Source organism: Flavobacterium sp. 102 (genome assembly GCF_003634615.1).
In the GTDB taxonomy this organism is placed as follows: domain Bacteria; phylum Bacteroidota; class Bacteroidia; order Flavobacteriales; family Flavobacteriaceae; genus Flavobacterium.
Genome location: NZ_RBKX01000001.1, coordinates 3,557,828 through 3,581,783, shown reverse-complemented (window position 1 = coordinate 3,581,783; position 23,956 = coordinate 3,557,828). Strand labels below are relative to the sequence as shown.

The 23,956-nt window shown below is 35.4% G+C and carries 19 protein-coding genes; 2 read left to right on the top strand and 17 right to left on the bottom strand.

Translation table 11 applies throughout. The annotated features are described in order from the left end of the window. Positions 1–90 precede the first annotated feature (90 nt). The gene (locus tag C8C84_RS15890; protein WP_121314594.1) at positions 91–720 is read left to right on the top strand and encodes a hypothetical protein; all 630 of its coding nucleotides are present in this window, start codon (positions 91–93) and stop codon (positions 718–720) included. An 11-nt stretch (positions 721–731) separates the two neighbouring features. On the opposite strand, the gene rlmH is transcribed toward C8C84_RS15890, so the two are convergent. From rlmH to C8C84_RS15845, 9 genes are all read right to left on the bottom strand, one after another. After that, positions 732–1,205: a 23S rRNA (pseudouridine(1915)-N(3))-methyltransferase RlmH gene (rlmH, locus tag C8C84_RS15885; RefSeq protein ID WP_121314592.1), complete on the bottom strand. Its 474-nt coding sequence runs from the start codon at positions 1,203–1,205 to the stop codon at positions 732–734. 6 nt (positions 1,206–1,211) lie between these two features. After that, on the bottom strand, positions 1,212–1,952 hold the full coding sequence (locus tag C8C84_RS15880) for a shikimate dehydrogenase (protein ID WP_121314591.1): 741 nt from the start codon (positions 1,950–1,952) through the stop codon (positions 1,212–1,214). Beyond that, positions 1,953–3,353 (bottom strand): lipopolysaccharide assembly protein LapB, encoded by a 1,401-nt coding sequence (locus C8C84_RS15875; RefSeq protein WP_121314589.1) that lies wholly within the window; start codon positions 3,351–3,353, stop codon positions 1,953–1,955. A 137-nt stretch (positions 3,354–3,490) separates the two neighbouring features. Then, complete coding sequence (locus C8C84_RS15870) at positions 3,491–4,684, bottom strand: aspartate aminotransferase family protein (RefSeq protein WP_121314588.1); 1,194 nt, start codon at positions 4,682–4,684, stop codon at positions 3,491–3,493. Between the two features lie 11 nt (positions 4,685–4,695). Then, the gene (locus C8C84_RS15865) at positions 4,696–4,941 is read right to left on the bottom strand and encodes a hypothetical protein (RefSeq protein ID WP_121314586.1); all 246 of its coding nucleotides are present in this window, start codon (positions 4,939–4,941) and stop codon (positions 4,696–4,698) included. Next, the gene (locus tag C8C84_RS15860) at positions 4,941–6,623 is read right to left on the bottom strand and encodes an OstA-like protein (RefSeq protein ID WP_121314584.1); all 1,683 of its coding nucleotides are present in this window, start codon (positions 6,621–6,623) and stop codon (positions 4,941–4,943) included. Before C8C84_RS15860 ends, C8C84_RS15865 begins: the two co-directional genes overlap by 1 nt. Positions 6,624–6,837: 214 nt before the next feature. Continuing rightward, positions 6,838–10,761, bottom strand: a complete 3,924-nt coding sequence (locus C8C84_RS15855) for a T9SS type A sorting domain-containing protein (protein ID WP_158592587.1) — start codon at positions 10,759–10,761, stop codon at positions 6,838–6,840. A 39-nt stretch (positions 10,762–10,800) separates the two neighbouring features. After that, positions 10,801–11,562, bottom strand: coding sequence for a LytTR family DNA-binding domain-containing protein (locus tag C8C84_RS15850; RefSeq protein WP_121314581.1), 762 nt, complete (start codon positions 11,560–11,562; stop codon positions 10,801–10,803). A gap of 45 nt (positions 11,563–11,607) precedes the next feature. Then, positions 11,608–13,542, bottom strand: a complete 1,935-nt coding sequence (locus tag C8C84_RS15845; protein WP_121314579.1) for a tetratricopeptide repeat protein — start codon at positions 13,540–13,542, stop codon at positions 11,608–11,610. A 238-nt stretch (positions 13,543–13,780) separates the two neighbouring features. On the opposite strand from C8C84_RS15845, the gene C8C84_RS15840 reads away from it, so the two are divergent. Continuing rightward, positions 13,781–15,655 (top strand): alpha-amylase family protein, encoded by a 1,875-nt coding sequence (locus C8C84_RS15840; RefSeq protein WP_121314578.1) that lies wholly within the window; start codon positions 13,781–13,783, stop codon positions 15,653–15,655. A gap of 73 nt (positions 15,656–15,728) precedes the next feature. On the opposite strand, the gene C8C84_RS15835 is transcribed toward C8C84_RS15840, so the two are convergent. The 8 genes from C8C84_RS15835 to C8C84_RS15800 all read right to left on the bottom strand — a co-directional run bounded on the left by C8C84_RS15835 (position 15,729) and on the right by C8C84_RS15800 (position 23,840). Next, positions 15,729–16,079 carry a DUF2200 domain-containing protein gene (locus tag C8C84_RS15835; protein ID WP_121314576.1) on the bottom strand — a complete coding sequence of 117 codons (351 nt, stop codon included), beginning with the start codon at positions 16,077–16,079 and terminating at the stop codon, positions 15,729–15,731. Between the two features lie 141 nt (positions 16,080–16,220). Next, positions 16,221–16,910, bottom strand: a complete 690-nt coding sequence (locus C8C84_RS15830) for a hypothetical protein (RefSeq protein WP_121314574.1) — start codon at positions 16,908–16,910, stop codon at positions 16,221–16,223. Positions 16,911–17,300: 390 nt separating this feature from the next. After that, positions 17,301–17,879 (bottom strand): hypothetical protein, encoded by a 579-nt coding sequence (locus C8C84_RS15825; protein WP_121314573.1) that lies wholly within the window; start codon positions 17,877–17,879, stop codon positions 17,301–17,303. Next, positions 17,848–19,116, bottom strand: coding sequence for an AAA family ATPase (locus tag C8C84_RS15820; protein ID WP_158592586.1), 1,269 nt, complete (start codon positions 19,114–19,116; stop codon positions 17,848–17,850). Before C8C84_RS15820 ends, C8C84_RS15825 begins: the two co-directional genes overlap by 32 nt. A gap of 193 nt (positions 19,117–19,309) precedes the next feature. After that, positions 19,310–20,581 (bottom strand): adenylosuccinate synthase, encoded by a 1,272-nt coding sequence (locus C8C84_RS15815; RefSeq protein WP_121314571.1) that lies wholly within the window; start codon positions 20,579–20,581, stop codon positions 19,310–19,312. A gap of 33 nt (positions 20,582–20,614) precedes the next feature. Further along, positions 20,615–21,067 (bottom strand): Fur family transcriptional regulator, encoded by a 453-nt coding sequence (locus C8C84_RS15810; protein ID WP_121314570.1) that lies wholly within the window; start codon positions 21,065–21,067, stop codon positions 20,615–20,617. Between the two features lie 44 nt (positions 21,068–21,111). Further along, entirely contained in the window at positions 21,112–21,618 is a 507-nt protein-coding gene (locus tag C8C84_RS15805) for a hypothetical protein (protein ID WP_121314569.1), read from the bottom strand. A gap of 2 nt (positions 21,619–21,620) precedes the next feature. Continuing rightward, complete coding sequence (locus C8C84_RS15800; RefSeq protein ID WP_121314568.1) at positions 21,621–23,840, bottom strand: bifunctional (p)ppGpp synthetase/guanosine-3',5'-bis(diphosphate) 3'-pyrophosphohydrolase; 2,220 nt, start codon at positions 23,838–23,840, stop codon at positions 21,621–21,623. Positions 23,841–23,956: the final 116 nt, after the last annotated feature.

The following is a 23,956-nucleotide window of genomic DNA, read 5'->3' as shown; positions in this document are numbered from 1 at the left end:
TATTTGATTATTTGAAAAGCATGCCCAACTTTTTGTAATTTGGCGAACAAAATTTTACTTAAAAATAAGCTGTAGATTTTGAGAGCAAATATGAAAAAAATAATCGTTTTAGGTTTGGGTTTATTGCTGTTTTCCTGCCAAGATAAAGAAGTTTTATTACCGGTGGCTAAAGAAACAATTGTGGCAGAAGTAAAAGATCATTCTCCGATTTATTTCTTTTTCAAGTTGCAAGAAAATGATACCATAGTTGATGTGAATCGAAACAATTCCATCAGTTCTACGAATTGGTTATTCAATGTAGACAAGCGATTGCCTTTGCGCAAGGTGATTTTGGAAGTGATAAAGCTACAGGCTAAAAAAGAAGGAAGCTCTCATAAAAAGGAAACTTCCGAAAACTACTTTACTTATACGGATACGGTTAAAAAGAATCTTGCTTTTATGCCATTCACCCAAATAACCTATAAACTCGAAAAACCCGATTTTGAGGTAATGTATTTCCACTTAGACCGAAATGATTTGGTGCATTATAACGAACTGGTTTTCTCTAAAAATCAATTACAGGAATTTATTAATAAGTTACCCAATCCTTCCAGGATATATTTCTCCTTCGATAAAGGTATGTCTTTCGGAAAATATATCGAATACAAACTCTTTATCAAAAATCTCAAGATTACCCAACTCGGCGTTTCAGTTAGTAGTAACAAAGAATACATCTACTAAACTGAAAACTATTATTGATGGTGGTAAGGTTCATTTCGTAAAATCGTGAACCCACGATACAACTGCTCGATAAAGAATAATCGAACCATCTGATGCGAAAAAGTCATCTCGGAAAGCGACACTTTGCCTTGTGCTTTTTTATAAATTTCGGTGCTAAAGCCATAAGGTCCGCCAATGACAAATACTAAAGTTTTTACGCCAGAATTCATTTTTTTCTGTAAATAATCGGAAAAACAAACACTTGAAAATGTAGAACCATTTTCGTCCAATAAAATTAATTGGTCGGTTGGTGTGAGTTTGGACAAAATCAATTCACCTTCTTTTTCTTTTTGTTGCGCTTCCGAAAGGTTTTTGACGTTTTTGATGTCGGGAATCATTTCCAAATCAAACTTGATGTAAAAAGACAAACGTTTGGTATAATCGTCAATGAGCGTTTGCAATGCTTTGTTATCAGTTTTACCAATGGCGATTAATTTGATATTCATAACAATTTATTTATTCCAGATTTTCCAAGCTTTTTCTGCTTGTAACTCTAACATTTCATAACCGTTTTTAGTTACAGCGCCTTTCTTCTTTGCGTTTTTTAAAAACTGGGTTGTTGCAGGATTATAAATTAGGTCGAAAGCGATGTATTTTTCGGTGAAAAATTTATACGGAATAGGTGGGAAGGCTTTAATATCGAGACTTGTTCCTAAAGGTGTGCAATTGATGATGATATGATAATTATCGAAAGTTGTCGCGTTGATTCTATCATAATCAATCATGCCTTCTTTGGCTGAACGAGAAACAAAAGTGTATAGAATTCCGAGTTGGTCGAGTGCAAATGCTACAGCTTTGGCTGCGCCTCCGGTTCCTAAAATCAAAGCTTTTTTATGATGTGGTTGGAGTAGTGGTTCCAAAGATTTCATAAAGCCGTAATAATCGGAATTGTAGCCTTTAAGCTTGCCTTTTTTGGTGAAACGAATAACATTCACAGCGCCAATTTGAGCCGCAGTTTTAGATAATTTATCCAAATACGGAATGACAACTTCTTTATACGGAATAGTAATGTTTAAGCCTTTTAAATCAGGATTGTTGGCTATTAGTTTAGGGAATTCTTCAATAGATTGAAGGTCGAAATTTTCATAAGAACAATCTACAAGTTTGCCCAAAGCAAACTTTTCGGTAAAGTACTTTTTGGAAAACGAATAGGAAATGTTTTTCCCGATTAGGCCATATTGTCTTCGCGACATTTATTCCGATTTTTTGTGTTTCGATATGTAGTCTTGCACCGATTGTCTTTCCCAAACCATTGGAAACAATTCTTCCAAAATGGTATTGTGTTTAGAATTCAAACGCAAACCATTGTTCAAGTGGAAGTTTCCTTTTTCTTCTTCATGCAAAGACAAATGCAAACCGGCCAAACGGTATTCGATTTCGCATTCTTCCGGAAAATATTCTGCAGCTTGGATTAAGGTCAGAATCGCATTGTTGAATTCGCCCATATTTTGCATCATATCTACCCAAAATAGCCACGTGTCTAATTGGTAATCGCCGTGTTCGACCGCTTTTCTATAACCAAATTCGGCTTCTTCAAACATACTCATCGCTTTGTTGATGGTCGCATAACGCTTCCAATACAAACGATTTTGGTCATCAATCGCCAAGGCTTTATTTACATAGAATAAGGCTTTTTGGAAGTTTTTTTGGCGTACATAAAAATCGGTAATCGCAATCCAACCTTTGTCTAAAAGCGGATCTTCGTGTACGGTTTTGTTAAAGTATTTTAAAGCTTCAACTTTGTTGCCTAATTTTTCATAACATTTCCCGATGCGCAATAACGCATAAGAAGTCGGGTCGTCTAATTCGATAGTACGATTGTAGCTTTCAATGGCATCTTCATATCTTTTTAAACGTTCCAATGATTTCCCTTTTTCCAAATAAGCACCAAGAAATTCATCATCGATATAAGTAGCAAATTCGAAAGAACGAACCGCATTTTCATAATCTTTTACGCCATAATACAAACGACCTGATTGATGCCAAGCGATTTCGCTATATGGATTTCTATCGATGTAAGTTTTTAGGTATTCAATCGCATCCAAGTTTTGGTCCAAAAACTCGAAGCAATACACTACATTATAAAGTGCCGATTGGTCTTCGAAATCTTCTTCCAAACATTTGATAAAGTTTTCTTTCGCCAATTCAAGGTTATCCATAAAAAGATATTCCATTCCGATTAAGTTGTATACATCAGCGTAATCTTCAGTATAAAGAAGTGCTGTTTGCAAGAACTCAACGGCTTGTTCGTGATTGTCTCTTTTAGAATATATGTTGGCTTTTTGAATAAAAATTTCTTCGTTGGTTGGTTCAATGGCGTACAATTCGTTTAATAACTTTTCTGCCTGATCCAATTTGTCGTCATACACCAACATTTCTACTTGAACTAATTTTAATCCGGTAGATTTTGGGTGTTGTTCCAATCCTAATTTTAAAGCTTTCTTGGCTAAAGAGGCTTTCCCCATGTCGAGATAATGCAGTATAATTTCCTCGAACTCCTCTGAATCGAAAAACAAGACTTTGTTGGTTTTCAACATCGACTCAAATTTCGCTAGGGATAAGTTGTAATCTTCTTCGTCGTGGTCTAGGTGCATACTAGTAGGTTTTAAAATTATCCTTAATAAAATTAGGGAAACGCTGTTCGTTTTTTGCGAAAGCGATGTATTGTTGTAAACAATTTAATTAACAATTTGTTCACTTGAAATTTCTTATCGAATTGAAAACTAAATGTTTAGTTTTTAATTTCTGCTGCCACTTCATTCATCGCTTCGATGATGATGGCGCAACCTTCTCTTATTTCGTCTTCTGAGAGGGTTAATGGAGGAGTAATTCGGATGGCGCAACCTTCAAATAAGAGCCAGAATAAAATCAACCCTTTATCTTGACATTTCAAAATCACTTTATTGGTAATTTCCGGATCTTTAGTCATTGCCGCCAGCATTAGCCCTCGACCTCTAACTTCCTCTATCAAAGGATGTACCAAAAGTTGGCGGAAAATCTTTTCTTTGGCTAAAGATTGTTTGGCGTAATCTTTTTCCAATATTTCTTCCAAAGTAGCCAAGCAAGCTGCCGCTATGACAGGATGTCCGCCAAAAGTGGTGATGTGTCCCAATTTTGGATCATGACTTAATAAGTCCATGTGGTTAGAGTTGGCTATAAATCCGCCAACAGGCATTCCGCCGGCCATTCCTTTGCCTATGATAACTACGTCGGGAACGACATTGTAGTTTTCAAAACCGAACAGTTTTCCGGTGCGGCCAAAACCCGGTTGGATTTCGTCAACAATCATTAAGGCTCCAACTTCTTCGCAACGTTTTTTGACTTTGGCTAAGAAATCATTTTTAGGTTCGATAAAACCGGCACCACCTTGAATGCTTTCCAGAATAATTCCGGCAGTTTTGGTGGTGATTTTTTCTAAATCAGCTTCATTATTAAAGGTAATGAAATCTACGTCGGGTATCAAAGGTCGGAAGATTTGTTTTCGTTCTTCAAATCCCATAACGCTCATCGAACCCATAGTGTTTCCGTGATACGCATTGTGACACGAAATCAACTGACTTCTGCCGGTAACTCTGCGAACGAGCTTTAAAGCACCTTCACAAGCTTCGGTTCCTGAATTGACTAAATATACTTTGTTTAAACTTGGCGGTAAATTTTCGACTAACAATTTGCAATAAGCCACCGCCGGATGTTGGGCATATTCGCCATAAACCATCACATGGGAGTATTTATTCAATTGGTCAATAATCGCTTGATTGACTCTCGGATGTTGGTGGCCCAAACTGCAAGCGGAAACTCCGGCTACAAAGTCTAAGTATTTTTTATTATTGGTGTCGTATATATAAGAGCCAATGGCATGCGACACTTCCATACCCAAAGGATACGGTGAAGTTTGCGCTTGGTATTTTAGGAAATCTTGTTTCAACTGGTGTTGATTTATTCGTTTAGTTGGTAATTCGTGACGGTGTTACAATTGGAACACCAATTAAATTGTTCTTCTTGGCTTCTTAAAAGTGTTTTGGTTTTTTCATCACAATTTTCACAAATTTCTTCGTCATGGTCTTCTTCAAATATTTGCAATGGACAATTATTACAACTCCAAACTGTTATGTTGGGTAATACCTCGCTAACGTACCAAGTAAAAGCATCTTGATGGCATTTTGGACAAATTTGAGTAATCATTATTTTACGACTGGTTTTGGATTAGCTTCGTTCCTTTCAGCCTTTGGCTTCGGGTTGTTCTTGTCGTAGTCTAAAGTTTCTTTACTGGGTTCCAAAGGTTTGTCTACTTCGGCCTTTTCAACCTTACTTTCCGCTTGAATCTTGGCATCCAAATCGAGTTCTTCTTGAGGAAAAATCTCGTCTTTTGTTTTTATTCGTTCATCGCCACGCCAAATAAATCCTCGCAATTTCCGTGCATTTTCCGGTAGTTCTGCTTCCGGAAAAATTTCGCCTTCTACTTGGTTGAAATTGGTTATAGTCTCTATAGTGTTTTTGTCCAAAATCATATTGATTTTGCTGCTAACGCTTTTGTTGATGCCAATCAATTCTTGCTGGTCATTTCGCATATAGTAAATGACTTCGGTGTTTTTGATGATGTCCACTTCCCGGAGTTTATTGTCTGCAAATTTTCCATAGAGATTTTGTCCCTTGACCTGATTATAACCAGTACTGAGTGTATCTTTCGAGATGATGAAAGCATTGTTGAGTACTTTGAGTGAGTCTAATTTTTCGGTTTGGTTGTTGCCAATAAGATGCATAATATCACCGGTCATTTGGTTTTCATAGTTCCAAAGAATCGGATTTTTGATTAGTTTGGTCAAACCGGTTTTTTGATCGGAATGGATAGAATCACATTTACCACTCATATCCGTTTTATAGAAACGCACATTGTTAAAAGCCCTTACGATGCGTTCGCCCGGTTTTCCGGTAATGATCATTTTTTTGCCATGAACATACATAGAATCTTTTTCTACCAAAGTAATTGCGACCGCTTTTTTGGTAATCATCATCGAATCTTTCTGCGTTTTTAAATCGCGATAGATTTCGGCATAATGCCCTTTGATTAAACCTTTATTAATAGAATCTGTGATTTTTACATTGTTGGTAGCCGAAGCATATTCTCGGTTTCGGTCATAATACAAACTGTCGCCTTCAATGCGCCTGTCTTTGTATTTGATATAGGATTTTCGTTTGAAATAGGCCAAATTCTTTTTGGTATCATAAAATCCTTTTTCGGTATAAATGTAATTTTCTTTACTGGTAATGGTCGACGGACCAAATAAATAGGAGTGACCCGAGTTGGTGTAATAATCCAAATGATTCGACTTGATGGTGTATTTCGGATTGGTAATCGTAACCGCAGTTAAGAATTTAAACTTCTTTTCATTGGCATAATAACGACCCGATTTGCTTTTCAAAGTGTTGTCTTTGTTGTTAATCGTTGCGTGTGAATTGTAGAAAGCTTCCTGACTGTTTCGGTCAAAGTTAATCGTATCGGTGACCAACGTCGATTCCGGGGAACGCATCACTACATTACCAGTCGCAAATGCTTGTTTGACTTGGCCATTGTATTCGGCATATTTACTGTTAAGAAAAAGCGTATCGCCTTGCACCATTTGGACATCGCCAAAAGCTTTCAGGTAGTTTTCTTTTTCAAAAAAATAGGCTTTATTGCAAGTAAAAATCACACCATCATGGCTAATTCTGACATTGCCGCGTAACAGCAATGCATCAGGTATTTCGGCTTGATTTCTATCGGCAAATTCGGAGTACTCGATGTTTATAGGTGTTGTTTTTTTTTGTGCAGAAGCAACATTTGCCACCAACAAACATAATCCGAGGCAAAAAAGTAACTTTTTCAATAGGTTGAATTTTTATTTAACTTCGTTCCGTTCGCTTCGCTCGGGTACATACAGTTCGGCCCAAAGGTCTCGAGTGAGCAAATTTATGAAATTAGCGCCAATGATAGTGGTAATTAAGAATTATTTATCAAAGTTGATTTTGACCGTTTTTTAAATAGAAAAAGCACAAACCATTTTCAGATTTGCGCTTTATCAACTTATCAACTTTTTCCTTTTACTCTTTCATTATTTTTTCAACTTTACTACCATTTTCAGAAGTTATTTTCAAGAAATAAACGCCATTTTGTTTTGGGCTAATGTCAAATACCACAGTATTAGAATTCTCTAAACGCGTTTCCAATAATCGACCTTGAATGTCATATAATTCAATAGATTTAATTGTTGTGCTACAATTGATGTTGATGATAGCGTTTGTTGGATTTGGATAGATTTTAACGCTATTATCTGGTTCAAAAATAGGGTTGCTTAGTTCCGCAAAAGTGGTTTCTGCATTGTTTGTTATCACTGGGAAATTATAGTCGAAATAAATGCCTGCTCTTTGTAAAACGGTATCATTTGTAACTAAGTTGTCTTTGGTTTTTATTTTGAACAATACATCTCCGTGTCCGCCAACAGGAGGCGTTCCAGTGGCTGCTGCAAGGTTGATGTTTTGCATTACAAACTCAACTATATTACCAGTAATTCTGGTTGAAGAAGGATTAGAACTGTTCAGTAATTGTAATGAATTCATGTCGTATTTATTACTGTCTACTTCAAGTCGAACTACTACATTTTCGGCATAAAAGGTTCCTGTGTTTTCAAAATTCACAACATAATGTAGGTAGTTGCCAATTTCTGTTGGTGAAACCGTATCGCCTTCAAGACAAATAATATCGTTAGGGTCAAAAGATCCCAAGACAATTTGGTTGAATACAAATTGATTGTCTGATGGAAGCTCATCATCAACAACTGGTGTTATGGAAGCAGTGAAATTTAAGATGTCTCCATTGTTAACCGCTGGTGTTTCCATAGGTGAGTTGATGTTAAGCATCAATTCAATACTTCTATTTTCAAAAGGCATCAGATTGGTAAAGTTCCATGAAAGTGAGTTAGTTGCAGTTACATCAACAGCTGGCGAAGCAGAAACAAAATCGGTTTTAGTATCATCAAATTGCAAATTAACAGTTCCAGATAACATTTGATTTCCTTTATTTTTATAGACTACTTTGTATTTTGCATCAAAGCCCGGTCTTGCAGGTTCTAACTGTGTGAAAACAACTTCGATATCCTTGTGTAAACCAACAGCAGTGATACAAAAGTTTTGGGTTGAAATGTTGTTGTTATCATTTAAAAACTCAAATTCAGCTGAGTTTGGCGAAAAAGTGAACCAAGTTGGGTTTTCTGTATTTGGTGCTATTGTATAATTTCCGGCACCGGTGTAAAAGTTATACGTACCATTAATATTAGTAACAGTAGCACCATTTTCATTTCCATCACTTACATTAAGTCTAACAAATGGATTTACAACATCGGTTACATCGCAACCATCATTGTTGTCGTCAAAAATGGCGATTCCTGTTATAGTGTTGTGATTTCCACCTGGCGAGAAAGTACAGTAAGAGTTCGAAACTGTTGCATTCATTCCTAAACCATTAAGCGTTGTTTGAATGCTTTGAATTTGTGAATCATCGGCGCAGATATATTCCAAATTTGGGTTATTACTAAAATTTAAGCTTTGTTCAGCTTTTCCATTTTTTAAAAATAAAGTAGTTAACAGATTGTCGTTACATCTTAATACATTTAGATAAGGTGAATTGTTAATATCCAGTGTAGTCAGTTGATTGTTGTCACAATATAAAGATTGAAGATTAGTTAAATTGCTTACATTCAAAACTGTACTTTGAGTTTCGGCACATCCCAATGAATTTAGGTTGGTTAAAAAATTCACATCCAAATCAGGGATTGTATTATTAGAATAATCTAGAAATTTTAGATTTTGATGGTTAGTTAAATCTAAACTTGTCAATTGATTTTCACCACAATATAATGTCACTAGATTGTTAAGACCGTTTATATTTAAATCGGTCAGTTGATTACGGGCACAATTTAAGGTTTCAAGTAAGGATAAGTTACTAACTTCTATAGCTGTGATTTGGTTTTGAGCGAAATCTAAATATTTCAAACTGGTCAAACTACTTACCTCTAAACTGGTAAGTTCATTAGCATAACAGTTTAAAGTTTCAAGATTTGGTAGATTACTCACATCTAAATTCGTTAAATTGTTTGATATACAAATTAGAGTTTTAAGATTGGTTGATAAGCCACTAACATTTGTAAGGGTGAGGTTGTTGTTTGAAAAATTTAAAGTTATTAGATTGGTTAAGCCGCTTAAATTTAGAGTAGTTAATTGGTTATTTGAACAAATTAAATCTTCAAGTGAGGTTAAATTAAGCACATTCAGAGTTTGTAATTGATTATAAGAACAATTTAAAGTTCTAAGATTAGGCAAATTAATTAAGTTTAAGTTGGCTAATTGATTGTAAGCATATTCCAATACTTCAAGGTTAATCAAACCTGTTAAGTCTAAACTACTAATGGCATTGTACGAACAATTTAAATTCGTTAGATTAACCAAATTGCTCACATTTAGGTTGGTAAGTTGTTGATTGATACAACTTAGTATTCTTAGATTGGCTAAATTGTTTACATTTAGGGAAGTAAGTTGTCCTATATTGTTTAGACCATCGCAGTACAATTCTTCTAAGCTAGTTAATCCGGTTAAATCAAGATTGGTTAATAAATTTCCGCTACAAGATAATTTTTTCAAATTAGCCAAACCAACTACATTAAGATTGGTCAACTGACCACTATATTGACCACCTATTATATAGACACCAGCACATGTTAATTCTACTAAACTTGGCAAATTGGAAGCATCTAAATTGGAGATATAATTTCTGGAACAGTTTACTTTTAGGATGTTTGGCAGGTTAGTTAAATTTAAGCTAGTGATTAGATTACTAGAGCAATCCAATTCAGTTAAATTATTAAGACCACTTAAATTTAAGGTTGTTAGCTTTCCATAGCTACAATTTAATTTGGATAGATTTGGTAAACCATTAATGTTCAAACTAGTTAGTTGGCTTAAGGTTTCTGAATTGCTGGCTACATTACCAATAACTTTAAATTCCTGTAGATTAGTCAGGTTGGCTAAAGTTACACTTGTAAGCTCGTTATTATAACTAGTCTCTAACGTTACTAAGTTGGTTAACCCATTAATATTTAAATTGGTTATTTTAGTATTGTTGCAAAAAAGTTTTGTAAGGTTGGTCAGTCCGTTAACAGTTAAGCTGGTCAGCTCGTTTCCAGAACAATCCAATTCGCTTAAACTTGCTATGCCGTTTACATTTAAAACGGTAAGTTTATTATAGCTACAATTTAATTTTACAAGATCAGTTAATCCATTCAAGTTAGTCAGTTGATTACCTGAACAGTTTAAATCGGTAAGATTGGTAAGTCCATTAACATTTAAGGTTGTAAGCTGGTTGTATGAGCAGTTTAGTTTAGTTAGATTGGTAAGTCCTGTAAGATTTATAGAAGTAGTTGTATTCCCTAAAAAAAGGATTTCTGTAAGATTGGTCAATCCACTAAGATTTAAAGTGTCAATAGAAGTGCTAAGACAGTTTAGTTTTGTTAAGCTGTTCAGGTTACTAATATTTAAGTTGTTGAGGTTGTTTAAATTATAACAAGATAAATCAGTTAAATCCGTTAAATTGTTCGCTGTTATAGTGTTCAGAATAGGCATGTTGGAGCATGTCATTATCCTAAGATTGCTTAAAGCACTTACATCTAATGATGATATCAAACTTGTAGAGAGTCTTAAATCCTCAACATTACTAAAGCTGTTAAGTCCGGTAACGTTGAATATAAGCAATTCGGAAATAGCTAAAACTTTTACAGCTTCTGCTTCGCTTTCTTGAATTTCACCATCATTGTTGGCGTCAATTTTTATCCATTGATCGTTAAAGTCTTGCGCTATCTGAACGGTTGGACTTGCGGATAATAATGTTGTTTTAAAATTGGCATCCGGAATGTTTACAATTTGTGCATTTACCATTATTCCGGTAAAGAGCAGTAGTAGTAGGACTAGTTTTTTCATCGTTATTAATTTATATAATATTGTCATGTTTTCTAAGTTTTAAAGTGCCTTAATTAATTCTTGTAATCGTTCTTTTTTGCTTTGCGCAATGCTTATTTTAGTATTATCAGCCATAATCACATAACCGCCATCCGATTTGATATAGGATTTCAGATAGGAAAGATTTATTAAATGCGATTGATGTATGCGTTCAAATCCGTGTTCTGTTAATAATTCTTCGTATTCTTTGAGTGTTTTTGAAATCAAGACTGGCTTATGATTTTTGATAAAAAACTCAGTATAATTGGCTTTGGCTTCACATCGAATAATATCTGAAACTTCAAATAAATGAATGCCATCGCTTGTAGAAAGGGCAATTCGCTTAAAATTATCCACTTTCTTACGAATGTTTTCCAACAGCAAATCGATATGTTCAAACGAGTTACTTTTGCCAACGGCTTCTTTAATTTTGGCAATAGTATTTTGCAATTCTTCCGGATCGACCGGTTTTAGTAAAAAATCCAAAGCACTAAATTTGAATGCTTTCACCGCATATTGCTCATGAGCGGTTATAAATACAATATGCGCGTTGGTTTTGCCTTTGGTTTTAGCCAATTGTTCCAAAATGTCAAATCCGGTTCCGTCAGATAAGTGAATATCTAGGAAGATAACTTGCGGTTGTATTTTCTCCAAAAGTGCTACTCCGGTTTTTACACTTTCGGCTTCGCTTATAATATGAATTTCATTAGTGTACCGCTCTAAAAGCGCTTTTAAACCGGTGCGTAAATGCTTGTCATCGTCTATTAATACTGCTGTAATCATATTTTTGTTTTAATGTCAAAAGGATTTAATCTTTATGACTTTTTACTATTGTATATACTGAACCGGTAATCGCAAAGTGACTTTAGTTCCTGTGATTTCGTTGTTTTTTTCTATTTCTCGAATGTCTATTTGAGCCGATTTTAAAATGGTAGCTTCCATAATTTCCAAGCGTTTTTTGGTAATCTCCAATGCCATCGATTTGTGGGCTTGCATGGAGTTTTCTTTCATCTGTTTCGATTTAGAAATGCCAATGCCGTCATCAGTAATCGTACAAATTAGTTGACCATTTTCGACATCAAAAACGACTTCAATTTTTCCTTTATTTTCCTTTGGAACCAAACCGTGCAAGATAGCATTTTCAACAAAAGGTTGAATTAATAACGGTGGCAATCCCATGTTAAATTCTACTTTTTCACTAGAACGAATGTCGAAATCAAACTTATTGTGAAAGCGAAGTTGCTCAAGTTCTAAATAATTCTGTAAACTCTCAATTTCTTTGTCAATTGGAATTAGTGAACCTTTTGAATATTCTAATGTTAATCGCATTAGTTTAGAAAATTTCGATAAATATTTCAAAGCAGAATCAGTTCCGTTTTGCACAATAAAACTTGATATTGAGCCTAAACAGTTGAATACAAAATGCGGATTCATTTGCAAATGCAGTGCTTTTTGTTCGTACTCAGCGACTTCTTTTTGTAATGTCAATCGTTTTTTAACTTGACCACGATTGTAGATTAAGAAGATAAATCCAATTAAAAAGACGATGCCAAGAGCTGAAAAAATTAGAAACTGTGTTTGTCTTTTGCTTTCTTCTGCCAAAAGCGCTTCCCGTTTTTTATACTCGAAATCCATTTCTGCTTGAACAAACTTTTTATTGTTTTCCAAATTGGTAATGCTGTCACGAGCCACAATATAATTTTTGTAATGCGCCAATGATTCCGCCGGATTGTTCATTTTGTCATACAATTCACTAACTAGTTTTTCTGAATGAAATATTTGGTCTAAAACGCCTATTTCTTTAGCATAAGCCAATGATTTTGTGGCAAAGTTCATTGATTCATCATATTGGTTTTGCTCATAATATAATTGACCTAAGTTGTATAAAGCCAACGATGCGCCAAATTTATTTTGCAACGATTCATACATGGTCAACGCTTGATTGTAATAGACAATCGCTTTGGCTAAATTGTTTTGCTTTTTGTAATAATCACCTAAATAATTGTTTAACAAGGCATATCCGCGAAGATTATCGGAATACTTGAATATTTTTTCAGCTTGATTGTAATAGGAAATAGCTTTGGTCAAGTTGTTTTGTTCAAAATGAATCACGCCAATATTGGTCAGTGTAACCGGTACAGTTGGTTCCCCAATTTCTTTCTGAATTTTTAAGGCTTTTTCAAAATATTCTAATGCTTTTATCTTATTGCCTTGGGATTTGTAAACTACGCCAATATTATTGTATGCTTTAGAAACGCTGTTTTTTTGGTCAATTTCTTGGTAAATATGCAGTGCTTTTTGATAATTTTCCAGCGCAGCATAGTAATTGCTTTCTTGGGAAAAAATAACACCTAAACTCGCGTAACTTCTGGCTAAACCATTCTTGATGCTTTTGTTTTTCTCATCGTCTTTAAGTAATTTTTCAAAAGTGTTTTTGGCTTTTTCAAAAGCGTTTCGGGCTTCTTTATAATTCCCCAAAATAATATTAGTATTCCCTTGATTAATGTAGCCATTGGCCAAACCATTGTTGTATTTTATTTTTTCGGATAAATTCACTGCTTTTTGAGCGTAAAAAAAAGCGGAATCAAGATTACTTTCTTTGAATTCAAATGACAATTGGTTGTATATGTTCACTTTCGAAGTGTCAATTTTAGTGATGCGGATCACTTTTTTCAGACTATCGATAGTAGTATTTTGTGAATGACTTATCGAGCTGTAAATAATGCAGTTGAAGAGTATCGTTAATTTTAAAATTGTTTTCAAAATGACTGTAATTAAATTTCTTAAGCAAATATAGAGGAAGTTTTAGCTATAAAATAAGTGAACTCCTATAGCTCGGTTTTCGTTTATTATTTACCAAGTTTGGGTTATTATCGCAAAATGGGTATTTGTTTTTGCAGTTAAATATTCTAAAAGAAATGGTGTAATACTTATCAAAATTCGACGATTTATTTATATTTGTGTCTACTACTTGTCGCTATAACGGACGAGAAAAAATGATATGAAAACAAAACTATTAATACTGATTGCAATAGGTTGTACCGGAAGTATGGCTTTTGCCCAAAACAATACACAAGTACCTATGATGAAGAAAGTTGAGGTTGGTGAACAACCCAAGAAAACCGTTGTTTACCAAGTTTTCACTCGATTATTCGGGAATAAAAACACCACCAACAAACCATGGGGAACGATAGAAGAAAACGGCGTCGGAAAGTTCAATGACTTCACCGATAAAGCATTACAGGAAATTAAGAAATTGGGCGTAACTTATATTTGGTACACCGGTGTGCCACACCATGACGTGATTAGAGATTATACCAAATACGGGATTTCTAATGATGATCCCGATGTGGTAAAAGGACGTGCCGGTTCGCCTTATGCTGTAAAAGATTATTATAACGTAAATCCTGATTTAGCGGTTGATCCCGCTAAAAGATTGGAAGAGTTTGAAGCCCTGATTTCGCGCACACACAAGAATAAATTAAAAGTCATCATTGATATAGTTCCGAATCACATTGCTCGTAATTATACCGGATTGACCAATCCGAAAGGGGTTAAAGATTTTGGAGCTGATGATAACACGTCAGTAGAATATGCTCGTGATAATAATTTTTATTATATCCCAAATACGCGTTTTGAGGTGCCAACCTCTAAGGATTACAAACCTTTAAATGGTGAAGCGAATCCTTTAAATGATGGAAGATTTCAGGAGTTTCCGGCGAAATGGACCGGTAATGGTTCGCGTTTGGCCAAACCGGATATCAACGATTGGTATGAAACCGTAAAAGTAAATTATGGCATCAGACCGGATGGTTCAAAAGATTTCCCATTGTTACCTGCCGGATTTGAAACCAAAGATTACAAAGCGCATTATGAATTTTGGCAAGGAAAAGACGTGCCGAGTTCGTGGAAGAAATTCCGTGATATCGCGTTATATTGGATAGCCAAAGGTGTTGATGGTTTCCGTTATGATATGGCCGAAATGGTTCCGGTTGAATTTTGGAGCTATATGAACTCCGCTATCAAAATGAAAAATCCAAATGCCTTTTTGTTGGCAGAAGTATACAATCCGAAGGAATATAGAAATTATATTAAGTTGGGTAAAATGGATTATCTCTACGACAAAGTAGAAACTTACGACCATTTAAAAGCAGTGATCCAAGGCAATGCTTTACCTGATCCGCTTACCGAAATACAAGAAAGCATGGGTGATATTGAGCATCACATGTTGCATTTCTTAGACAATCATGATGAGCAAAGATTAGCCAGTCCTGAATTTGCCGGAACACCGGAAAAAGGGAAACCCCTAATGGTAGTTTCAGCCACGATTAGTTCATCGCCAACGATGGTTTATTTCGGACAAGAAGTAGGCGAGGCCGGCCATGAAAAAGGTGGTTTTGGTACACGTTCCCGTACTTCCATCTTTGATTATGTAGGTGTTCCCAGCCACCAACGTTGGATGAACGGCGGTAAGTTTGATGGCGGACAATTGACTCCTAAAGAAAAAGAGTTGCGTGATTTTTATTCCCGTTTGTTGAACTTCACTTTAAACAGCGAAGCCATGGTGGGGAAATTCCAGTCTATTCAGGAGGTTAACCGCAAGGAAACTGCAAACTACGATCCGGGATTGTATTCTTATGTACGTTTTACTAATCATGAAAAATTAATTGTGGTAGCCAATTTCTCTTGGGTAACTACAAGTGAATTCGACTTAAAACTGCCAAAAGACGTTATCTCAAAATGGAACTTACTCGACGGAAGTTATACAGTAAAAGACCAACTGTATGGAAGCAGTGCAGTCTTGAATGTGGCTAATGGCGTAGGAACCATGAAACTAAAAGTGAAACCAAGTGAATCGTTTATTTTTAAGTTATAAACCCATTTGATTGATATTAAAAACCCCTTTCTCTCGATACTTCGAATGAAAGGGGTTTCTTTTTATACTATATCTAACTTCTTAAAATCTTTTCCAATGTTTTTCCTTTCGCCAATTCATCAACCAGTTTGTCTAAATAACGAATCTTTTGCATGAGCGGGTTTTCGATATCTTCCACGCGATAACCACAAATGACCCCGGTAATTTTTGAAACATGCTCGTTTAGTTGTGGTGCTTCAGCGAAAAAGGTTTCAAAGTCTTTTTTGTTGTCAATTTGATGCTTAAGAGCTTCTTGAGTATAACCGGTTAGCCAACAAATAATCGTGTCCAATTCAGTTTTGGTACGGCCTTTTTTCTCTACTTTGTTAATATAATGCGGATAGACACTGGCAAAGGTCGTTTTGAATATTCTGTGGTTTTCCATTGTCAACAGGGATTTTTTAATATAGTTGATTTCTTTAATAGCTAATTTATAAAAAGATTACAATTAAATTAAGCGAGTAATAAAAGAAAAACCCCTCTCAGTGGGAAAGGGGTTTTAAAATGAACTAATGGGTTTGTTCCTTTAAGCGGCCGGAGTGGTTTCTTCCTCTTCTCCGCTGATGGTGTTGTATAACACATAATCATTAAACTTGGCGACATCATTGGTTTCCCAAATGTTTCGGCCTATGGCTGCATACTTTACTAAGGTATCGTAAACGGCATTACCGGCTTCTACACGGTCTTCTTGTTCAATATCGCGGACAGCGATTTCTATTTTTAAATCAACCAAAAGAGTCGTAAATTCATTATCAAGATCAGTTATATTGTCCAACTGTGATGTAGTGAGCCCGGTATCAGACAGTTCGTCTAAGTACTCTGTTGCTACTCGTACTACTCTTTTGGCGGTGATGCTTAGCTCAGCATCGGTTTGTTTGGATAATTCTTCCGTTCCAAACTTTTTGTACTTTGGACTACCGATACCCAACTTTAATTCTGCTCTAGCCATTACAGCTCTAATGGCGGTTCGGATTTCTTCGGCTTTTGCGTCTTTGTTAAGGGTTACTTGTGTTTGATCGCCTAGGGCTTCAATGTCGGTGATTCTGGTGGCAAAGGTAGTCAGCTTTTCTTGTAGTGCTTCAATGAGCGGTATGGTAATCCCGAAGGATTCAAACTCTGTTTTGTCTCTCAGCATATAAGCTGCTTTTTCTAAACCTTTCGTGACCAATGTGGCATCCGAAAAATTATACAATCGAATTACTTCCTGCTTTTTCATAAAAAATGGGCTTATTGATTAATAATGTTTTAGGGGCAACCAAGAAAGATGCCAACAAATACTACAAAAAAGTTAAATAAATGCTAAAAATCAGACAATTACCGCTCAGTAGCCCATTTTTCAGGCTCCGAAGCAGGTTAGTGTTTGTCCGAAATTCATCGGAAGTTGTCCGTTAAGTGGTTTTGAGTGTCCGAACTAAAGAAATGATTGTCCGAAGCTTGGGGGCGTAAGTCCGAAGCATTTGGGTGTGAGTCCGAAGCTCGTTTGCGGGAGTCCGAAGCTCGTTATCCGGCTGGAAAGGCTTGGAAATGCTGGAAAGTTGGTTTTTGGAGGGTTTTGGGGAAAGTGTGGATTTTAGATTTACGGTATCGGGGGTTTTAAGCGTAGGCTTTATATTCGTATTCTTTTTGGGCTAATGATTTGTGCAGAATTAGTAGCTCTAATTCTAATATTATTATTAATAAGAATGTCTTCTATACTTGGTGTTCCTGTAAAGAAAGAGGCACTGAAATCTTCTATAAGTGTGGGAAAAGAAACGATTGCGGTTACTCGACGATTGTTTTCAATTATATTTTTAGCACGAAAATAATTAACCGTATCGATAATTTGGTCAATCATAGAGTTAGGATAATCATTACTTTCTCTAAATGCGTTTTCGATATTATGTACATATTTAGTCTCAGCACACAAAATCCAATCATCTTCATTACATGTTTGAGGGAAAACAATACATTCGCATTGTCTAGAACAAGTTCCCGGTGAAATCTCTAATGCATTGTCTAAAAATCCATCAAAATGTATTGCTACACTGTCAGAGTTTTCAATATAAATATGTGGAACAATCGGATTAGATGATAAAATCATCACACTTCCTCCATTTATTTGCTTGTAGTCAACAATAAAATATTCAGGAGAGTTAAGAGATGTAATTATATGATTAGGTAGATTGGCTCTTAATTTTGCTATCATACTGAAAATAATTTAACATATCATAATACTCGTTCATTACTTCATTCATTATTTGATTAAAATAATGCTTCGTAACTGTCCCAGTTCTTTCATCTATAACATTAGTTAATTCCCCGTCATTAACTTGCCAAATAGAAACAAGTTTTGGGTCTAACCAAGCTTTTAAACTTTGCATTTCTGCTCGCTCTTCTTTAGGCATTTTTCTTTTTATAACATGTCCCATTAAACAGTTGTTTATTGCATATAATATAAATGGACTATGAGTGGTAATAGTTAAATTATGTGGATGTTTTTTATTTTGAATTTTTTCGAAAAGATAATAAATTAAGTCTTTTTGTGTTTCTGGGAATAAATTTTGTTCAGGTTCTTCTAATATGAAATTTATAAAATGATAATCTTTTTTGTTAGATATAAGTGTAATCACTTTATCTGCTTCACTTTTGCTTAAATCAAATGTATTAGTTGTTTTTAATGCTTCTTTTAAATCATCTAGTCTTTTTAGATTATCAATTATATAGCCAAAATTTTTAATAAATGTGTTAGCTATTTCTTCTTTTTCATTTACAGAAGAAGACTTGTTTTCTTTGAAAAAATCATTTGTAAGATATTCTACAAGCATGAACAGCGGAACTAAACTTTGCAAACCACTTGAAGAATCTTTTAATTGAAGTTCTTTTTTTATATTATTTAATTTAAGAATATCACGGTCATTATCTTCGGAGTAAAAATACGATACTGGAAATTTTAAAATGGGTAATGATTTTTTTCGGGTATATTTTTTCTTTACTTCAAACCAATCATAAAGAAAACTCATAATGTTATCATTAGATTCATTATATCGTCTAAGATTAGGTATTGCCGAAACGAAATTCCTTTCAGCTGGAATATAAATATTTCTTGATTTTTTAAAATTATATGAGTTCTTCTGCTCAGAAATTTCAAGTTTGTATGTTTTACCTACATGTTTAATTGAAATATATTCACTGTTGTATTCGAAATAAGATGTTTTTGAAAAATAAGTATCACTTACACGATGAAAAATAATAAACTGATCTTCAAAATCGTAATCAAAACTACCATCAAGAAGATATCTTTTTTCGACCCATTGACAAAAACTAATTATCTTAGCTATAGTACTTTTTCCACTACTTTGCGGTCCCATAAAAACATTAACTTTATTCAATTGAATGTTAACATCTGTAATCGGACCGATATTTTTTATAATAATTTGATTCATAAAGTTTATTAAATTCACACACAAAGGTAAGCATAAATCAGTCTTTTTACACATTGCAGATGTAAGCTTACTATTTACTAATAGTTAGGTTTAGCTGTTCATTTATCTTGTTGCTAATATATAAAAAGATTACAGAAAAGTTTAGGTCTATTATAAAAAACAAAACCCTCCCATCACTGAAAGGGTTTCTAATTTATCTCGTAATCGTCTGCTTCCTATCCGGTCCAACCGAAACAATCTTGATTGGTACTTCGACTTCGCGTTCTATAAATTCGATGTAGTCTTTGAGTTCTTTAGGTAAGGCATCGTAAGTCGTCATTCCGGTTAAATCGGCTTGCCAACCTTTGAATTCCGTATAAATAGGGGTTACGTTTTCTTCTTCGATATTATAAGGCAAATGGTGAATCACTTCGCCTTTGTAGTTATAGGCCGTAGCGACTTTCAAAGTATCAAAGCCCGAAAGTACATCGCCTTTCATCATCATCAATTGGGTTACACCGTTGATTTGGATAGCATATTTTAACGCTACTAAATCCAACCAACCGCAACGTCTTTTTCTTCCGGTTACCGAGCCAAATTCGTTACCCACTTTTGCCATTACATCGCCGGCATCGCCAAAATCCTCCGTAGGAAATGGTCCTGAACCTACACGAGTGGTATACGCTTTGAAAATGCCGTACACCTCTTTGATTTTGTTAGGCGCAATCCCTAAACCGGTACAAGCACCGGCAGCGGTAGTGTTAGAAGAAGTTACAAAAGGATACGTCCCGAAATCAACATCGAGTAACGAACCTTGAGCGCCTTCACAAAGAATAGATTTACCTGCTTTTTGGGCTTGTGCCAAATATTCTTCGCTGTCAATGAAATTCAGTTTTTGCAAATCGGCCACTGCTTCAAAGAATTCTTTCTCTAACTCAGGCAAATTGTATTGAATGTTTACGTCATAGAACGCAATCATGGCTTCATGTTTGTCGGCCAAAGCTCGGTATCTTTCTTTGAAATCAGCCAATTCGATATCGCCAACACGCAATCCGTTACGACCGGTTTTGTCCATATACGTTGGGCCAATTCCTTTTAAAGTCGAGCCGATTTTCGCTTTGCCTTTTGCCGCTTCAGAGGCTGCATCTAGTAAACGGTGCGTTGGTAATATTAAATGCGCTTTGCGCGAAATGATGAGTTTTGATTTTAAATCGAGGTTGAATTTCGCCAAGCCATCGATTTCGCTTTTGAAAACGACAGGGTCAATTACGACACCGTTTCCAATGATATTGATATTGTTGCTGTGAAAAATTCCGGAGGGAATGGTTCTCAAAACGTGTTTGATTCCGTCAAATTCTAAAGTGTGTCCGGCGTTGGGTCCGCCTTGAAATCTTGCGATGATGTCATATTTTGAAGTAAGAACGTCAACTATTTTTCCTTTTCCTTCGTCTCCCCATTGTAATCCGAGTAGTAAATCTACGGTCATTGTGTGTTGTTTATGTTGTGTTGTTGTGTTTTTTTATTCCTTCTTATTCGCATAGAAATACAACGAGTGGTTGTGAATCTCAATCCCAAATATTTCTTCAATCGTTTTTTTGATGGTTTGTATTCTCGGGTCGCAAAATTCAATTACTTCACCGGTATCGGTCATGATGATATGGTCATGTTGTTTGTCGAAATAGGACTTCTCGTAATGCGCTTGGTTTTGGCCAAATTGGTGTTTGCGAACCAAACCACAATCTAATAAAAGCTCGATAGTATTGTATAAAGTCGCACGAGACACACGGTAGTTTTTGTTTTTCATTTTGATATACAAATTCTCGATGTCAAAATGCTCTTCACTATCGTAAATTTCCTGTAGAATAGCATAACGCTCAGGGGTTTTGCGATGTCCTTTGTTCTCCAAGTATAGCGTAAAAACGTTTTTTACGGTCTCTTGATTTTTGATATTATCGGTAGCAATTAATGTCATGGGACAAAGATAGTTTTTAGTTTAAAAGTTTAAAAGTTTAAAGTCTAAAAGTTTAGGTGTAAAAGAAAATTTAAACTGTAAATGGCGTTTACTTTATTAAAGCTGACATTTGGATTCAAACCAATAGCAAACCTTTTGCCGGTATAATACAAGAATTTTGCTTTTACAGGAATGGCCCATGATTGCTTTTCATCACTAATGGTTGTGTTGTTTTGGCTTATGAATCCTACACCCGTATGGGTTTCCAAATAAAATTTGTCCGCAAGTTTAAATTCTCTACCGTAAAGCAAATCAACTTCGTAATAGCCTTCTAAATCGGTGTTGGAATCTTCATTTTGTCCAAATCCAAATCCAATTGCGTTGGACAAGGTGAATAGGTTTGATTGATAAGAAGTCGTTACGTCTAATGAAGCATTTAAAACAAAAACGGAATTTCGATTGCTGATTTTATAGGTTCCAATGCCATAATCCATTGACTTGAACTTGAATTTGTCTTGTGAAAATACCGTTGTGAACGCAATTAGAAACAAGAACAGGATGATTTTTCTCATGGCTAATTGGTATAAACTCGGGTTACTTTGTCTACGCCGTCGATCTTTTTAATATTGTCGATTAGTTTCTTTAAAATACTATTGTTCTGTACAATTACCGCTACTTGTCCGTTAAAAATTCCGGCTTCACCACTAAGGGAAATACTTTGAATGTTGACGTGCATGTTGTTTGAAATTACTTTGGTCAATTCATTGGTTAAGCCCAAACTGTCCATGCCGGTAATTTTCAAAATGGCTTTGAATTCTTGTTGCGAAGAGTCAATCCATTTGGCTTGCATAATGCGGTAAGCATAGTTCGACTGCAATGTTATTGCGTTCGGACAATCTTTTTTATGTACTTTGATGCCTTCATTGATGGTGATAAAACCGAATACTTCGTCGCCCGGAATTGGGTTACAACAAGAAGACAGTTTATAGTCTAATTTGTCTTGTTCCGAACCAAAAACCAGCATGTCAAAATTCTTGCTCAATTCTTGCTTATTGATTTCATCAGGTCTTGAGCTTGGTGAACGCTTCATTTTGCTCTTGAAGAAATTCATCAATGTATTGCTTTTTTGGGCTGCGAAATCTTTCAGTTGTTGGTTTTCAATAGAGCCTATTCCAACACGATAAAACAAGTCTAAACTGGTTTTGAGATTGAAGAAATTCACCAATTCATTGACTACAGTTTCACTTAAAGTGATCTTTAAGTGTTTCATTTTTCGGGTCAATAATTCTTTTCCGTCTTCGGCAATTTTCTTGGTATTTTCGTTAAGAACGTTTCTGATTTTATTTTTAGCTCGTGAAGTGGTCACATAATCTAACCAGTTAATCGTTGGCTTTTGATGGACAGACGTGATGACTTCTATTTGGTCACCACTTTTTAACTCGTGATTTAACGGTACTAGTTTTCCATTCACACGAGTTCCACGGGTTCTAATCCCGATTTCAGAGTGAATACTGAAGGCAAAATCTAAGGAAGTGGCGCCTTTTGGTAAAGATTTAATTTCTCCTTTTGGGGTAAACACAAAGATTTCTTTAGCATACAAGTTCATTTTGAAATCTTCTACAAAGTCGACCGCATTGGTTTCGGAACTTTCCAAAGCTTCTTTCAAAAGATTTAGCCAAGTGTCTAAACCACTTTCTTCCGTTGCGCCTTGTTTGTATTTGTAATGCGCAGCATATCCTTTTTCGGCAATTTCATCCATGCGTTCGCTTCGCACCTGAATTTCTACCCAACGGCCTTTTGGTCCCATAACCGTGATGTGCAAAGCTTCGTAACCGGTTGATTTTGGTGATGAAATCCAATCGCGCAAACGACTCGGACTCGGACGATAATGGTCTGTTACGATGGAATAGATTTTCCAAGCCAGGAATTTCTCGTCGTGTAAGTTGGATTTGTATATAATTCGGAGTGCAAACTTGTCATACACTTCATCAAAGGTGACGTTTTGTGCCGCCATTTTTCGGCGAATGGAGTAGATGGATTTTGGTCGTCCTTTCATGGTGTATTCCACACCTTCATCATCTAATGATTTTTTTAAAACATTAGAAATCGTAGAGATATACTCATCTTGTTCTTCTTTGGTTTCTTTTATTTTGCTGACGATATCGGCAAAAACATCAGGCTCAGTGTATTTTAAACCTAAGTCTTCTAACTTGGTTTTGATGTTGTACAATCCCAAACGATGGGCGAGTGGTGCATAAATGTATAGAGTCTCAGAAGCGATTTTCACCTGTTTATAATCGGGCATCGAATCCATAGTTTGCATGTTGTGCAAGCGGTCGGCGATTTTGATTAAGATTACACGAACATCGTCATTTAAAGTCAATAGCATTTTACGGAAGTTTTCCGCTTGCATTGAGATGTTCATGTCTTTTTTGACTTGGGAGATTTTAGTCAAACCTTCCACCAAATGCGCAATCTTAGGATTGAACATTTTTTCAATATCCTCAACTGTAATATTAGTGTCTTCCACTACATCATGCATTAAAGCAGCAGCGATACTGGTAGCACCCAAACCAATTTCGGAAGCGACAATTTTGGCCACGCCAATAGGATGGAAGATATAGGCTTCACCAGATTTACGGCGTTGGTCTTTGTGAGCGTCAACTGCTACATCAAAGGCTTTTCGAATCAATTTTTTATCTGAATCGGTAAGCGTTTGGTAACTTATGCGAAGTAGTTCTTTGTATTCTCGGGCAATAGCTTTTTTTTCTTCTTCTAAATCAATTTCAATCATAACATGTTCATTCAATTCTTAAAATTAGGAATAACTAGCGAGATGTGCAACTCTTATAAGGCAAATTCAAGAGAGAATTCCGAAACTTCGAGAACAAAAATGTAATAGTTTGAATT